Below are 14,623 nucleotides of genomic sequence, written 5' to 3' on the forward strand. Positions count from 1 at the left end.
AATGCTATCAACAATGCATGCTGTTTGATCTACCCGACCACGAGACACTTTATCAGGCGCTTCTGGCCCGCGACCCGCATTATGACGGGCAGGCCTATGTCTGTGTCGCAACCACCGGCATTTTCTGCCGGCTCACCTGTCCGGCGCGCAAGCCGCGCCGGGAGAACTGCAGCTTTCAGGCCACCATCGGCGCCTGTATCGAAGCCGGGTTCCGCCCCTGCAAGCGGTGCCATCCGCTGCAGGCAGCGGCCAGTCAGGACCCGACAATTGCGGCCCTGCTCGAAGCCCTTGATGCCCGTCCGGATATCCGCTGGAGCGAAGCACGCATCGCAGCGCTCGGCCATGATCTTTCCACCGTCCGCCGGGCGTTCAAGCGCCATTACGGCATGACATTCCTGGAAATGGCGCGCCAGCGACGCTTAAGGGAAGGTTTCGAGACGCTGGCCGGTGGCGGCAAGATGATCACCGCCCAGCATGAGGCCGGTTTTGGCTCGCCAAGCGCATTCCGGGCGGCTTTTGCCCGTCTTCTCGGCTGTTTGCCGTCAGAGCTGCGCGGCCCGGCCGTGCTGAAGGCAAGCTGGATTGCCACCCCGCTTGGCGACATGATTGCCGTCGCCAGCGAAACCCATCTGCATCTGCTTGAATTCACCGAGCGAAAGGCACTTCCGGCGGAACTGAAAAAACTGCGCCAGGCGAGCCGGGGCTGCCTCGGCATTGGCCGCACCGCCATCACAGAACAGGCGGAAACCGAACTGGCCGCCTTCTTCGCCGGCCGCATGGCCCGGTTTCAGACGCCGCTTCACCAGGCGGGCAGCGCCTTCAGCCGCGCGGTCTGGGATGCGCTATGCGAGATCCCGGCCGGCGAGACCCGCTCCTATGCCGAGATTGCCCGGCTGATCGGCAATCCGGCGGCGACACGGGCTGTCGCCCGTGCCAATGGCGCAAACCAGATCGCCCTCATGGTGCCCTGCCACCGGGTCATCGGTGCCGACGGGTCGCTGACCGGTTATGGTGGCGGGCTGTGGCGCAAGCAGCGCCTGCTGGAGATCGAACGCGACTATCGCAGGCCGCCTCCAGCATCGCATCAGCCATCAGAGGCGCTGAGCGGCGGGCCTTTGCCCCCGCCCGCCCGCTGAGCCGCAATCAGGCAGCGGCAACCTTGTCCAGAACATCCAGCGCCTCGACAACGGCGGCTGCGGCCTCGCGGCCCTTGTTATGGGCATCGTCGGCCGAACGGCGGAAGGCCTGATCAGCGGTATAGGTCGTCAGAATGCCGAAGGAGAGCGGCACGCCGGTTTCCAGCGATGCCTGCATCAGCCCATGGGCCGCGGCATCGGAAATATATTCGAAATGGGCTGTTTCGCCCTTGATGACGGCGCCGATGCAGACAACGCCGGCAAATTTGCCGCTGCGCGCGAGCGTCTTAGCCACCAGCGGAATTTCAAATGCGCCGGGTGCATTGAAGATATCGTCCTTCGAAACGGCATGGCCGCGCGCTTCAAGCTCGGCCAGAGCCCCGGTCAGAAGGCCGGAGGTGACGCGCTCATTGAAGTGACTGATGACAATGGCAAGACGGTGCGACATGGTTTTTCTTCCTTGTTATCCAGATTGTCTGGCGATGGGGCTTATTCGGCAGCGGGCAGGAAATGCCCGAATTTCAGCCGCTTGGCGGCAAGGTAATCTTCATTGAACGGATTGGCCGCGATGATCAGCGGCATCCGCCGTTCCACAGCGATGCCGAAAGCGGCGAGGCTGTCGGCCTTGTCGGGATTATTGGTCAAAAGCTTGACCCGGCTGATGCCGAGATGGCGCAGGATATGGGCGGCCGGCCAGTAGCTGCGCTGATCGGCCGGCAGGCCAAGCGCCAGATTGGCGGCATGGGTATCAAGCCCCTGTTCCTGCAGATGATAGGCGCGGATCTTGTTGGCAAGGCCGATGCCGCGCCCTTCCTGCCCGCGCAGATAGATCAGTACTCCGCCATTCTGGCCAATCAGGTCCATGCTGGCGGAAAGCTGCTCACCGCAATCGCAGCGGCGTGACCCGAACACATCCCCCGTCAGGCATTCCGAATGAACCCGCACCAAAGGTGCATCCTCAAGCGGCCCCTTGACCAGCACCAGATGCTCCTGCCCGCTCAGGGTCTCGCGGAAGGCATGGGCGACGAATTCCGTATTCGAAAGCCCGGCCGGCAGCGCTGCATCGGCGACTTCCTCCACCAGCATCTCGTGGATCTGGCGATATTCGGCAAGTTCGGCAATTGTCAGCAAGGGCAGGCCATGCTTTTCGGCAAAGGCGACCAGATCCGGCCGGCGGGCCATCTCGCCATCATCGCGCATGATCTCGCAGATCACGCCGGCCGGCGTCAGTCCGGCAAGGCGGGCGAGATCGACGGCCCCTTCCGTATGGCCATTGCGGGCCAGAACCCCGCCATCCTTTGCTTTCAGCGGAAACATATGGCCGGGTGAGACGATCTCCTGCGGCCCGGACGCCGGATCGGCGGCAATGCGGGCTGTCAGGGCTCGCTCACGCGCCGAAATGCCGGTGGTGACGCCATGACGTGCCTCGATTGACACGGTGAAAGCCGTTTCATGCGGCGCATCATTCTTTTCCACCATCGGCTTCAGACCGAGCTGATCGATCTTTTCCGCCGTCAGCGCCAGGCAGATCAGCCCACGTCCGTGCGTTGCCATGAAATTGACTGCCTCGGTGGTGGCAAATTCGGCCGCAACCACCAGATCGCCCTCGTTCTCACGGTTCTCGTCGTCGACAAGCACCACCATGCGGCCAGCCTTCAGCGCGGCAAGCGCGGTTTCAACAGTGTTCATGGTCGTCTTCCTTTTCATCAGGTGCAGCGATCAGGCCGCACTTTCGGTCACAGCCGAAAATTCATTCGAGGACCGCCGCTGAATGCGCACATCATCGGCGCCAGTCCCTGCGTTCCGGGTGATCACCACATGCTCATCCCACAGACCCGCCGAAAGCACAGCCTCTGTCAATGTCGGCCCGGCTTCCACCAGCACTTCCAGCACCCCGGCAGCCCCCAGCCTGAAAAGCGCCTCGTCAATCGTGGCCGCAGGCAACAGCTGGAAACCGCGATCGCGGGCCGCCGCCAGATAGGACTGCGAAACGCGGCCACGGCGATCGAGAATGGTCAGAAATCGTGTCTTTTCAGGGAAATCGGCAACACGGCGCACGGTAAAGGCCGGATCATCGGCAAGCACAGTGCCTGAACCGGTGAGGATTGCATCGGCCCGCCGGCGCAGCCGATGGGCAAGATCGAGCGACGCCGCACTGGTAAAGGTCTTCTGCCCTTCAGGCGGGATCATGCTGCCATCAGCCGTCAGGGCCTGCTTGACGGTGACAAAGGGACGCCCGGTCACGCTGTGCTTGGCAAAGGGGGCGATCAGACGCGCCGCCTCGTTTGCCAGAGCCTCTGCCGCAGCACCGCCAAGGCTGGCAATCAGACCGACCTCCAGCCCTTCGGCACGAAGCCTGGCCATGCCGCCGCCTTCGACATGCGGATTGGGATCGGCGGCACCCACCAGCACATGACGCGCGGGGGACGCAAGAATAGCCATGCTGCAGGCCGGGGTGCGCCCGACATGATTGCAGGGCTCAAGCGTGACGACGACGGTGTGAACCGCGGACAATGTGCCATTGGCGCGCGCCGCAGCCAGCGCCCGCGCCTCGGCATGGCCGGTGCCGGCCCGTTCATGGGCGCCGGTTGAAAGAACCCGTCCCGTATCATCCAGCAGGACACAGCCGACCGGCGGGTTGGGCGCGGTTGCGCCAGCATAGGCGGACGCAAGGTCAAGCGCCTGACGAAAAGCGTCAAGCAGCACCTGCTGCGGCAGACTGCCGGATTCCTGGCGAAAAGCTTTCTCACTGCCCATCATCAACTCGTCCTTTGCAAAAGACGCAATCAGGGCATCAACAGACGTTTCGACCGCTCCTGTTTCTCCAAGGAGCAGCCTCCGCGCCTGATTTCAGCAAGGCGCAGTTTTCCGTCATGTCGTTCTCTTCCATCCGGACTTTAACCGTCGGCTCCGGGTTCACACCGGATCTGCTGACCCTGCCGAAACGGCAGGCGCTCGCGGGCTGATGCCAGAAGGCAAATACCGCCGGTGGGGAATTTCACCCCGCCCTGAGAACATCACCGGTCATCACCGGTAGCAGGAAGATAGGCACAAATCATCGCCGGCGCAAGATCGCGCGGCATCGCAGCCGTAACCGAAGATTGAACACTGTGTTTCAACGTCAGTTCAGACTGCCCCGCGCGGCCCGATCACCGCTTTCAGTGCTGATGCGGCAGCCGGTGTCACCGCCAGCACAGGCTGACGCTTACTCCAGTCGCCATGCGTTGAAAAACCTTCCGTTTCCCCACCCGCCTCACGCACAAGCAACAGGCCTGCGAGGCAGTCCCACGGACTGAGCGCGGGCTCATAAAAGCCGAGCAGATTACCGGACGCAACCATGGAGAGAGACCGCGCCGCCGAGCCGAAACGCATATACATGCCGCCTGCCGCCATCAGCCGGGTGATGACACCACCGACATGCGCGGCAAAATGCGGGGCACCGGGACCAATCACCACCAGCCCGCCATCGAGCGGCGTCGCGTGATCAATGCGGATCGGGCTATCATTGCAAAATGCGCCCTTGCCGGTTTCGGCGAAAAACAGCTTGCCTTCCGCCGGTGCAAAGATCAGGCCCGCCACCGTCTCGTCATCCTTCAGCAGTGCAATGACGACGGTCCAGCTTGGCATGCCATGCAGAAAGGCCGCCGTGCCATCAATCGGATCGATGACCCAGCTATAGGCTGAGGCGCCATCGCGCCGGCCATGCTCCTCGCCCCAGAGCCCGTCTTCGGGAAAAGCGGTCGAAAGTGCCGTGCGAATTTCGGTTTCGACATTGCGGTCAGCTTCGCTCACCGTATCCTGCCCTGAGGTCTTTCGCTCAACACTGAGCGTGTGAAACCGCTCGAAATAGCCAAGCGCGGTTGCTCCTGCCTTGACGATGATGGACTTGGCGACGGCGATGCGTGCTGCCTGCGGATCTGAAATGTCATTCATACGGATGCTTGTCTCTTGGCTTGTCTCTTGGCTTGCAGAAATTACAGGGCACGCGTCGTTGCGCGCCGGATCAGTTTGACTGGCAGAATGGTCTCGCCCGTTTCTTCCTCGGCCATGGCGCGACCGAGTGACGTGAGGGCCTCGCTGGCGACTGCGGCCGGGTCCTGGCGCACCGTGGTCAGGTTATAGCTTGCCCATGCAGCCTCGGGTATGTCGTCGCAGGCGACCAGTGCAAGATCGTCCGGCAGGCGAAGACCGCCTTCGCGCCTCAATCCATCGAGAAAGCCGAGCGCAAAGAAATCATTGGCGCAATAGACACCGTCAACCGATGGCATGGCGGCAAGGAAGGCCCGCGCCGCCTCTTCGCCGCCCTCATGGTTCTGCCGTTCGCCGAAAAACGGATCGGTGAGCGTGATGCCAAGCTCTGCCGCGCGCAGAGCGAATGCATCACGGCGCTGGCCGATCGAGTAGGAAAGGCGTCGCTGGCCGGCATAGGCCAGCCTTCGGCAGCCGGAGCGGTAAAGCTCGTCGGCGGCCAGCCTGCCGGCCTCGGCGTGATCATGGCGGACACTGGCGACATTGCCGCCGACGGGCGCCTTTTCCACCAGAACCAGGGGCACGCCATGGCGGATACATTCCTCAGCAATCGCACGCGGCGGCGTGTCGGAGGTAACGATGGCGCCGGAGACGTTATAATGTAGCATCATGTCGATCAGCCGGCTGATATTGTCGCCAGCGCTCCACGGCAGCAGGAAGGGACGGAAATCCCGTGCCACCAGGCCGCGCGCCAGCTTGTCGACCAGAATGGACCGCAGCGAATGCTCCAGATCCGAAACAACCATGGCAACGAGATTGGTGCGCTGGGTGGAAAGGCTGCGCGCAAGGAAATTGACCCGATAACCGAGCTTTTCGGCGGCTTCGCGGACCTTTTCCCGCGTGGCCGGCGCGACACTTGCACCCGGCGTGAAGGTGCGCGACACCGCGGATCGCGACACACCGGCGAGCCGGGCGACGTCATCCGCCGTCGGCTGGCGGCAGCGCTGCTGGCTGTCATCGCCCATCAGGAAAGCCTTTTCAGACAATCGAGCAGCATGTCGGCACGGTTGAGATTGATCATCTCCGGGGCGAGCTTAGCGATCCGCGCAAAGACGGCCGGGTCATCGCCGAAATAATGCAGCATCGGCGTGATACCGCGCGCCCGGCACAGAGGGGCCTCTTCCTCCCAGTCTTCCAGCATTATCTCCGCGATCACCGGCTGTAGCCGGTCAATCATCGCATCGATCGAACCATGATGGGCAATATTGGATTTCAGCCGCACATCCGGCGAGACCGCACGCATGCCGTCCATCAATGCCATATCGGCAGACCAGAAGAAGCACTGATCGAGAAAGTCCATCTGCCTGACAAGCGCGACAAGCTTTTCCGGCCGGACCGCCTTGTTCTCGATATACATCTGCCGCCCCCGCGCCTTGCAGAGCGCGATTGCCGCCTGCAGGGTTAGAACACTCTCACCGGCATAGAAGGGCGAGAACCAGCGCCCCGCGTCAACCCCTTCGAGTGCTGAAAGCGCGGTTTCAACCACAAAACCCGTCGCATCCGTGGTCCGGTCCAGCGTTTTGTCATGCAGGACCACAATGACGCCATCGGCGGTCTCGCGGACATCAAGCTCCAGTATGTCAGCGCCGAGATCATAGGCGAGAACAGCGGCGGCCTTCGTATTTTCCGGCGCCAGATGATTGACCCCGCGATGGCAGACAACCACCGTCCTTCGCGATGGCAGGGCCGAGAAGCCGCCGATCAGTTCCGGCTGGTTGGAACAGATGCCAAGCACCGGCAGGGTCACAAGATCTTCAAGCACCGCCGGCCTTTCCTCATGCCAGAGCACGATGCCGATCCCTTCGCCAGCGGCTCTTGCGATCAGTTCCGGCGTCACCAGATCCTGGGGCCGCTCGCTTGCCTTTTCCCAGCACAGATGGATGATCCCGGCGCCGGTATCGCGTTGGGCCTCAAAAGGGTCTTCGCCTTTGCGCACCAGCACCGAGATCTGATAGCGGCTTCCGACCGCCGCCATGGCACGAACCTCATCATGGTTGAAACTGCCGAAGACGGCGGCGTCAAAACCCCATTTCTCAAGCGCTGCGAGCGCCACGACGCCCGACCCCTTGCCCTTGATCTCGATATAGAGCGCCTGATCGCGCTGCCGTGCCAGATCCACCACGTCACGCAATGTCGGAACGCCCGGCACATCCCGCCGCAAGGTCTGAAAATCCGTGTCCGCAATCACATGCGCGATGCCGAACACGGCCTCGGTCGAGGCATCATGCGAGATGACCGGCACGCCATCGGCGGTCAGATGCACATCGATTTCCCACATGTCGGCGCCGAGATCAGCCGCCGCCGCATAGGCGTGAAGCGTATTCTCGGTCGCATGCGCCGAGGCGCCGCGATGGGCGATGACGGACGGGCGTCCGGCGAAACGCCTCGCCGGCCACAACTGATCGATCGCGGTCATTCAGAGCCTCGCACCGGACTCGTCGAAAACGAGGACGTGATCTGTGTTGACCTTCCAAGAGACGGAATCGCCCATGCCGACATCGGACCGTACCGGCTGGATCGACCGAAGCATCACGCCGGGGCCGACCTCGACATCGAACAGCATTTCACGGCCCTGCGGCTCGATGAAGCGCACCCGCCCGTCAAGCGTCGCATTGCCATCCAGGCCAAAGAATTCCGGGCGGATGCCGAGCGCGATCGTCTTGCCCGTTTCGATGCCGCGAAGCCGTTCGGGAAGCGGCATCGAGATGCCTTGTTCCATCGCGAAGACGCCGTCGCCATCGGTCCTGCCATCGAGAAAGACGATCGGCGGATTGCCGAGAAAGCCTGCGACGAAACGGTTTTCCGGCTCGCGATACATGTCCGTGGGCCGTGCGATCTGCAGGATCTCACCCTTGTTCATGATGGCGACGCGGTCACACATCGACATGGCTTCGACCTGATCATGGGTGACGAGGATGGCGGTGATGCCGGTCTCAAGCTGGATGCGGCGGATTTCCGAGCGCATCTCGAGACGAAGCTTGGCATCGAGATTGGCGAGCGGCTCATCGAGCAGCAGCACATCCGGACGGCGGACGATGGCGCGGGCCAGCGCCACGCGCTGCTGCTGACCGCCGGAAAGCTGGGCGGGCCGGCGCTGCAGCAGTTCCTCGATATGGATCAGCTCGGCGATCTCGCGCACGGCACGGTCGATCTCCGCCTTCTCCTTCTTCTGCACTTCCAGCGGAAAGGCGATGTTCTCATGGACGGTCATATGCGGATAGAGCGCGTAGTTCTGGAACACCACGCCGACATTGCGCTTCTGCGAGGGAAGGTTGGAAACATCCTGATCACCAAAGAGGATGCGCCCGCCATTGACCCGGTGGATGCCGCAGATGGCGAAGAGCGTTGTCGACTTGCCGCAGCCGGAGGGGCCGAGCAGCGCCAGCATCTCGCCGTCCTCGACGGTCAGGTTCATGTTCTCGATGACTTTGACGTCGTCGAAGGTCTTGGTGAAATTGTCGAGTACGAGACGCATTAGCCCTTCGTGCCTCCGTTGAAGATGTTCATGAGCCGGTTCTGGAAAAGGACGAAGAGAATGAGCACCGGCAGGGTGTAGAAAAGGCCGACGGACTGGAACAGCGAGAAGTCATAGCCGATACTGTCCGTGGAGCCGAGTTTTGACAGCAGCACTGACAGGACCTGGAAATTGGCACTCGGCGCCAGGATCCGTGGCAGCAGGAACTCGCTCCAGCCGTCGAGAAAGGCAAAGACACCGAGCGCAACGAAGCCGGGTTTGACCTGGGGCAGGACCAGACGCCGCCAGACGGTAAAGCGGCTGGCGCCATCCTGAACGCCGGCCATCTCGATTTCCCAAGGAACAGCGTCGTAAAAGCCCTTCATGATCCAGACGCCAAAGGGCAGCATCAGTGCGCCCTTGACCAGAATGACCCCGGTCATGGTGTTGTAGAGACCGGTGAAATTCAGCACCAGAAAGATGCCGATCAGCAGCGTGACCGCCGGAAATGCATGCAGCACCAGAAGGCCGCCCAGAAAGAAGGAACGGAATGGCAGGTTGAGACGCGACAGCGCATATCCACCGGTTGACGAAATCGCCAGAACGAACACCACCATGGTGGCGCCCAGAATGAAGGAGTTGCGCGTCGCCAGCCAGACATTGCCGGCAACGGTCGGATCGAAAAGAAAGCGCCAGTGTTTCAGTGTGAATTCGTTCGGAAACAGCGCCCCGGGCGGGGTGATCGAAAAGGTGTCGATCACCAGGAAGGCATACATGATGATGATCGGCGCGCTTAGGATCAGGAGAACGAGGATCACCGGCAGCATCTTGAAATTGCGGGTCATGGCGGTCTCCTCAGAATTCGATCTTCGGTCGTGAGACCAGCTCGTTGAACTTGAAGAGCCTCAGATAGACGATCGACAGCAAAAGCCCGATGACAACCAGCACCAGCGCCATCGCCGCGCCGAGCCCGTATTGCAGGTTGCCGGTATAGTTGAAAAGCGCGGTCTGGAAGGTTTCAAGCGCCCAGACCATGGTCGATTTGCCCGGACCGCCATTGGTCGTCAGCCAGATCAGGTCATAGGACGAGAGCAGCGACAGCGTCTGATAGGAGGTGACGAACAGGATCGGCCAGCGAAGCTGCGGCAGGATGATGCGGCGAACCTGCTGCAAGCGGTTTGCCCCGTCCACTTCGGACGCCCAGAGCTGCTGCACCGGAATGGCGCGCAGCGCGCCGGAAAACAGGATCATGCCGAAGGAGGCGCCGATAAAGCCGTTGGCGCAGATCATGATCACCCAGGCGGAGCCGATCGAACCTGTCATATAGTTGAAGCTCGGCAGGCCGATGACATGGGCGAGCGTCGGCAGGAAGCCCGAATCCCAGGTGAACCACTTCCACAGCACCGCATAGATGACGACCGGCGTGATTCGCGGCAGAAGCCAGAGAGCGGAGAAAAGCCCCGTCACCTGCTTCGGCAGATAGAACATCAAAAGCGCGAGCACGAGGCCGAGGGTCACGTTGAAGAAAGCAAGCGTGAACCCGACATAAAGCACGGTATTGAGCACCAGCCGCAAGGTTTCCGGCTGGCTGGCGAGCTTGCGGAAATTGTCGGTGGTCATCACCGGGCCGGTATAGGATCGCTTGACGATCATGTCGCGCGTCTCCTGCTTCACCTCCGGCGCAACGGCCGTCAGCATCGCCGAAAGCTGATCGGCAGAAGCGTAACGGATATTGACAGCTGTCTCGGTGAAGGCCTTCTGCGCATCCTTGAGGGCGCGCGGCGAACGCGGCGCCGATTTCAGTCCGCGCAGGGCCTTTTCGAAATCGCGGGCGCTGGTGAAGCTTTGCCCCGAAAGCGTGGTGCCGATGTCGTCGGCAAACCTGCTGTCGATGCCCGCAGCCTTCGCGGCCGCAACGCTGTCGGCATCGACGCGATAGGTCTCGCGCGAAACCGCATCAAGCACAGCCTGATCAACACCTTCGGCCTTCAGGTCGCGGATGAGGTTCGGCGTCAGCACATAGTCGCCTTTGCCGATCCCGGTCGAGGTCGACATGTTGGTGAAGGAGAAATAGCCGGTGAAAATCACCGGAAGAATGAAAAAGGCCGCCAGGAGGATCAGGGTCGGAGCGAGAAACGCCAATCCCATCAGGCTCGTTCTGTGTCGCATTGCTTTGCCCGCAGAGAAAAGGAAAGGAACCGGCGGGTGCCGCCGGTTCCGGATCAACCAGCCATCAGCGGATGATGATGCCGTCGCCGAAATCGGCCTGAACCTTGGTCTTCAGCTCGTCGACAGCCTGTTCCGGCGTCAGCGAACCGGTCCAGACGGACTGCAGGTCGGCGAAATAATCGTTCTGATAGAGACCGACATTGACGTTGTTGGGAACCGAGTTGACGTCAGGCAGGAAGGCACTCGCCTCGGAAAGCCACTTGTCATTGGCGTAAAGCGGAACCTTGACCTCGTCCTCGCCGATCGCCAGATGGCCGGACTTGACGGCGTGAAGCGCGTTCAGTTCCGGGTTCGAGGCGATCTCGATCAGCTGGGCGGCGATTTCCGCGTCATCCTCGCTGCCGAGCGATGACACCATGTAGACGAGCGGATGGGTGATCGAATTGGCGCGGCCATCCTTGTCGCCGGCCGGGATCAGCGTCGCCTGCACGTTGTCAAAGAAGTTCTCCATGTTGTTGGTACCCGTCCACTGGGCATAGTGCCAGGAACCGCCCATCCAGGCACCATACTTGTAGGCGGCAACGGAAGCGTGCCAGGTGTCCCAGGGCAGGCCGAGATAGGTCGAGGAAACGACACCATCCTTCACCGCATCGGCGATGAACTGATAGGCCTTGGTCATGGCGGCGGCGTCGAGCACCAGCTTGCCTGTTTCGGGATCGGCAATCACACCACCGAAGGACTGGTAGAACTGCCACTGGTCGAGACCGTTGGTCGGACGCGGGCCAAAGCCATTGCCGGCCTCGACGGCACCGGCGTCCTGCTCCTTCTTCAGCACATCGACCATGTCATACATGGTGAATTCGCCGCTCTTGACCTTTTCCGGCAGCGCCGCGATCTGGTCGTCGCTCCAGCCGATCGCCTTCAGTGCCGGGATATTCCAGAACATGATGCGGGCTTCAGCGTCTTGCGGAACCGCCCAGACCTGACCGTTGACGGTCGCGACGTCCCAGAGGTTCTGGTAGATCTGGCTCAGCGGATAGGTGTCGAGATAGACATAATCCTCGATCGGACGCAGCAGGCCGGCCTGGGCCCAAGGCGCGATGTCGTCATGGCCGGCGACGATGATGTTGGGGCCGTTGCCCGCTTCACCAGCCAGCGTCACGGCCTGACGGAAGTCATCCCAGCCCGACCAGACCTGCTTTTCGACGGTGACCGTCGTGTCGTCGCCACGGATGGCAGCTTCGCGGTTAAATATGTCGGCGGCGATTTCAATGTTGTCGACGCGGTAGTTGGCGCTGTCGCCAGTGCCACCGGCCCATACGGTGATGGTGTGGTCTTCGGCTGCTGCGGAAAGCGCGGTGCCGGCGAGAAGCGCCGCGGCAATGGCAAATCGCTTGGTGAAATTCGTGATGGTCATAACGGTCCTGCCCATTTGGTGTCCGGTTTTGCACGCGCGTGCAAACAATATTGCACGCGTTTGCAATGCCCTTATGAACCCGGTACGCGACAGAAAGATTTCAGCTTTTTGAAACTTTTCCGACAGGCGGGAGACTATTCCGCCTCACCCGCAAATGTTGCAGTGAAATGGCAAAACGGGCAGCGCAGCGCACCACCCGTCAGACTGTTGACGAAGCTTTGCAATACCCACTGGCGTCATGGCTGTGCCTGACACAGCTATCCATCAGCCATGCGTCTGCACGGCGAAAGCGCCTTTCAGTCCAATGTCCTGAAGAGCCTGGATCCCCGTGGACCAAGCACGGGGATGACGATGGCGGGCTCAGCGGTCCAGGGCCGCGACAATGCCACGCAGTTCGGCAAGCCCCTTGAGCCGGCCGATGGCCGGATAGCCGGGCTGGGCCTGGCGCGCCTGATCATCGAGAATATCGAGACCGTGATCAGGGCGGAAAGGAATGTTCCAGTCCGACCTTCCGGCTGCCTTTCTCTTGTTTTCCTCGGCAAGAGCGGCCGCCACCAGCGCCACCATGTCGGTATCTCCGCCGAGATGTTCCGATTCATAGAAGGAACCGCGAATATTGCCGGTCTCGCGCTTCACATTGCGCAGATGCAGGAAATGGACCCGGTCGCCCAGCCGCTCCATCATGCCGGGCAGATCATTGTCGGGCCTGGCGCCGAGCGAACCGGAGCAGAGCGTGATGCCATTGGCCGGGATATCGACGGCCTCCATCAACGCCTTGTAGTCGGCTTCCGTCGACATCACCCGCGGCAGGCCAAGCAGACCGAACGGCGGATCGTCGGGATGGCAGCAGAGCCGGATGCCAAGTCCCTCGGCCACCGGCGCGACCTCTTCCAGAAAGGCAATGAAATTTGCCCGAAGACCGTCCGGCGACATTTTCGCATATTCGCCGAGGTGCAGACGCACATCATCCAGCGAAAAGCTTTCAGCCGAACCCGGCAGGCCGAAGACGACATTCTTCGAAAGCTCGGCCTTTCGCGCATCGCTCATGGCGGCAAAGCGCGTCGCGGCCAGCGCCTGAATGTCGTCGGGGAAATCCTCCACCGCGCCAGCACGTTTGAGAATATGGATATCGAAAGCAGCAAAATCGGCATAGTCGAAGCGCATGCAGGTGGCGCCCGATGACAGGCGATAGGCCAGATCCGTGCGGGTCCAGTCCAGAACCGGCATGAAATTATAGCAGATGATCTTGATTCCGGCGCTTGCGAGATTTTCCATCGAGACCTTGTAGTTCTCGATATGGCTGCGCCAGTCGCCCTTCTGCTTCTTGATGTCTTCTGAAACCGGCAGGCTTTCGACAACCTCCCATTTCAGACCAGAGGCGGCGCCGTCGCGCATTTTTCCCAGTTCATCCTGGCGTTTGGCGATTTCCGCCGGCGTCCAGACCGCGCCCGTCGGCACATGATGCAGTGCCGTGACCACACCTTCGACGCCTGCCTGCAACATGTCATCGACCGATACCCGGTCAACCGGGCCGAACCAACGCCAGGTCTGCCTCATCCTACTCTCCCTGCTTCGTTTCTCATTATGTCTGACAGCCCGTCCGCATCATAGGCAACGCACTGACCGCCTCCACATCTGTTTCTTACCACTCTCAATGCCTGTTGACTAGTATGGAAGTATGGTGCAACATCCTTATCAGGAGGAAGACGCGATGACAGAGACCATTCTGCCCTTTCCGGCATCGATCGAGCCCAGCGGCCCCGTCGCCGCTCAGCTGCATGTCATCCTGCGCGACCTCATTCTCAGAAATGAGCTGCCGCCTGGCACGCGGCTTTCAGAATCGGAGATTGCAGCCCGTTTTTCGGTCAGCCGCCAGCCGGTGCGTGAGGCATTCATCAAGCTTTCGGAGGAAGGCCTGCTGGAGATCCGCCCGCAGCGCGGCTCCTTTGTCCGCCGGATCTCGCAGGCCGCCGTCATGGATGCGCGCTTCGTGCGCGAGGCGATTGAAGCCGACATCGTCCGCCTTCTCGCCCGCAAGCCGGATTCCGCCGTGGTTGCCGATCTGCGCGCCCAGCTGGTGCGGCAGAAGGACGCTGCGCGCAATGATGCCAACGCTTTCATCAAGCTCGATGAATTGTTTCACCGCACGCTTGCCGAAGCCGCCGGCAAGAAGCGCGCCTGGGAATTGCTTGAAGGGCTGAAGGTGCAGATGGACCGGGTACGCTATCTGTCGCTGTTGCGCTTTCCCATGCTCAAGCTCACCGCCCAGCACGAAGCCGTGGTCGATGCCATCGAGGCCTCCGACCAGACATCGGCGGAAACCGCGATCCGCGGGCATCTGCGCGAGATCCTCAGCGATCTGCCAGCCATTTTCGGCGATAAGCCGGAATTCTTCGAGGACCAGAGGGACTGATCCTT

13 protein-coding genes and 1 riboswitch are annotated in these 14,623 nt (G+C 61.4%); of the genes, 2 read left to right on the forward strand and 11 right to left on the reverse strand.

All coding sequences use genetic code 11. The annotated features are described in order from the left end of the window. Positions 1–17 precede the first annotated feature (17 nt). Positions 18–1,136, forward strand: coding sequence for a trifunctional transcriptional activator/DNA repair protein Ada/methylated-DNA--[protein]-cysteine S-methyltransferase (locus HCK86_RS01650; RefSeq protein WP_176082720.1), 1,119 nt, complete (start codon positions 18–20; stop codon positions 1,134–1,136). A gap of 7 nt (positions 1,137–1,143) precedes the next feature. Here the strand turns inward: HCK86_RS01650 and ribH are convergent, their stop codons facing one another. The 11 genes from ribH to uxuA form a co-directional block, all read right to left on the reverse strand. Then, the gene (ribH, locus tag HCK86_RS01655) at positions 1,144–1,584 is read right to left on the reverse strand and encodes a 6,7-dimethyl-8-ribityllumazine synthase (protein ID WP_176082721.1); all 441 of its coding nucleotides are present in this window, start codon (positions 1,582–1,584) and stop codon (positions 1,144–1,146) included. 41 nt (positions 1,585–1,625) lie between these two features. After that, positions 1,626–2,825 (reverse strand): 3,4-dihydroxy-2-butanone-4-phosphate synthase, encoded by a 1,200-nt coding sequence (ribB, locus tag HCK86_RS01660; RefSeq protein ID WP_176082722.1) that lies wholly within the window; start codon positions 2,823–2,825, stop codon positions 1,626–1,628. 30 nt (positions 2,826–2,855) lie between these two features. Continuing rightward, the gene (gene ribD, locus HCK86_RS01665) at positions 2,856–3,896 is read right to left on the reverse strand and encodes a bifunctional diaminohydroxyphosphoribosylaminopyrimidine deaminase/5-amino-6-(5-phosphoribosylamino)uracil reductase RibD (RefSeq protein WP_246739409.1); all 1,041 of its coding nucleotides are present in this window, start codon (positions 3,894–3,896) and stop codon (positions 2,856–2,858) included. A gap of 114 nt (positions 3,897–4,010) precedes the next feature. Further along, positions 4,011–4,156, reverse strand: a riboswitch (FMN riboswitch). 106 nt (positions 4,157–4,262) lie between these two features. After that, the gene (locus HCK86_RS01670) at positions 4,263–5,069 is read right to left on the reverse strand and encodes an inositol monophosphatase (RefSeq protein ID WP_176082723.1); all 807 of its coding nucleotides are present in this window, start codon (positions 5,067–5,069) and stop codon (positions 4,263–4,265) included. Positions 5,070–5,110: 41 nt separating this feature from the next. After that, positions 5,111–6,130 (reverse strand): LacI family DNA-binding transcriptional regulator, encoded by a 1,020-nt coding sequence (locus tag HCK86_RS01675; protein WP_176082724.1) that lies wholly within the window; start codon positions 6,128–6,130, stop codon positions 5,111–5,113. Beyond that, positions 6,130–7,581 (reverse strand): glycerophosphodiester phosphodiesterase family protein, encoded by a 1,452-nt coding sequence (locus HCK86_RS01680; RefSeq protein WP_176082725.1) that lies wholly within the window; start codon positions 7,579–7,581, stop codon positions 6,130–6,132. The genes HCK86_RS01675 and HCK86_RS01680 overlap by 1 nt, the downstream gene beginning before the upstream one ends. Next, a complete protein-coding gene (locus HCK86_RS01685) occupies positions 7,582–8,640 on the reverse strand; it encodes an ABC transporter ATP-binding protein (RefSeq protein WP_176082726.1) in 1,059 nt (352 codons plus the stop codon). Beyond that, positions 8,640–9,464, reverse strand: coding sequence for a carbohydrate ABC transporter permease (locus HCK86_RS01690; RefSeq protein ID WP_176082727.1), 825 nt, complete (start codon positions 9,462–9,464; stop codon positions 8,640–8,642). The genes HCK86_RS01685 and HCK86_RS01690 overlap by 1 nt, the downstream gene beginning before the upstream one ends. 10 nt (positions 9,465–9,474) lie before the next feature. Next, complete coding sequence (locus HCK86_RS01695) at positions 9,475–10,767, reverse strand: sugar ABC transporter permease (protein WP_246739410.1); 1,293 nt, start codon at positions 10,765–10,767, stop codon at positions 9,475–9,477. An 85-nt stretch (positions 10,768–10,852) separates the two neighbouring features. Further along, positions 10,853–12,205, reverse strand: coding sequence for an extracellular solute-binding protein (locus HCK86_RS01700; RefSeq protein WP_176082729.1), 1,353 nt, complete (start codon positions 12,203–12,205; stop codon positions 10,853–10,855). A gap of 360 nt (positions 12,206–12,565) precedes the next feature. Further along, positions 12,566–13,762, reverse strand: coding sequence for a mannonate dehydratase (uxuA, locus tag HCK86_RS01705; protein WP_176082730.1), 1,197 nt, complete (start codon positions 13,760–13,762; stop codon positions 12,566–12,568). A 154-nt stretch (positions 13,763–13,916) separates the two neighbouring features. Between uxuA and HCK86_RS01710 the strand changes: the two genes are divergently transcribed. Further along, on the forward strand, positions 13,917–14,618 hold the full coding sequence (locus HCK86_RS01710; protein WP_176082731.1) for a GntR family transcriptional regulator: 702 nt from the start codon (positions 13,917–13,919) through the stop codon (positions 14,616–14,618). Positions 14,619–14,623 lie beyond the last annotated feature (5 nt).

It is taken from the genome of Martelella sp. HB161492, assembly GCF_013184775.1.
Classification (GTDB): Bacteria; Pseudomonadota; Alphaproteobacteria; order Rhizobiales; family Rhizobiaceae; genus Martelella.